We start from the raw sequence: 565 nt of genomic DNA, 5'->3' as shown, positions 1-565 counted from the left end.
GGGAAGCCGATGAAATCCTGATGTATGACGAAGACTACAATATCAATGCCCGTCTGGGACTGACCATATTGATCTACTATACGGGCGGCGGTTCGGTAGCAGGACAGCGTAAGACGCTGGAAGTTTTCGAACGCTTTTATTCGCAGTACCACGGGTATTTGAAAACACACTTTTGGGACGGGATGCGCCGTTTTGCCCGTATCAATTCGAACGCATTTCAAAAAAAAATCGATAAAATGATTCAAAATGCCGAACAGGGGGAAAGCTTGCAGGGTGTGCTGAACTCCGGTCCTTCCAACAGGGCGGCGGAATATGAAATCAAAACCCTATCTGCCCACCCCTTAGGCGGAGTTGATGACCTGTCCTATCTCAGGATCACCTTTCCACTGTCTTTTTTGTCCTCCTCGGAAAAACGTCGCGAGTATGAAAGCTGGATAGAATATCTGTGCAAGAACTTTGATATTTTTCACGGTTATGCCGGACTGAGCATCGTCCTGCCCTACGCCTACCATAAATATCAGTTTTACGAATATTCCGTGACCAAACGCTATTGGGGGGTAACACC

General features: G+C 47.3%; 1 protein-coding gene. It reads left to right on the top strand.

Features of this window, described 5'->3' with window-relative positions; all coding sequences use genetic code 11:
- The coding region (locus ACTHUG_RS11305) for a type VI immunity family protein (RefSeq protein ID WP_440386823.1) at positions 1 to 565 on the top strand (565 nt) is incomplete at both ends.

It is taken from the genome of Neisseria sp. P0022.S009, assembly GCF_051956675.1.
Taxonomy (GTDB): Bacteria; Pseudomonadota; Gammaproteobacteria; order Burkholderiales; family Neisseriaceae; genus Neisseria.
This window is presented reverse-complemented; position numbering and strand designations above follow the sequence as displayed.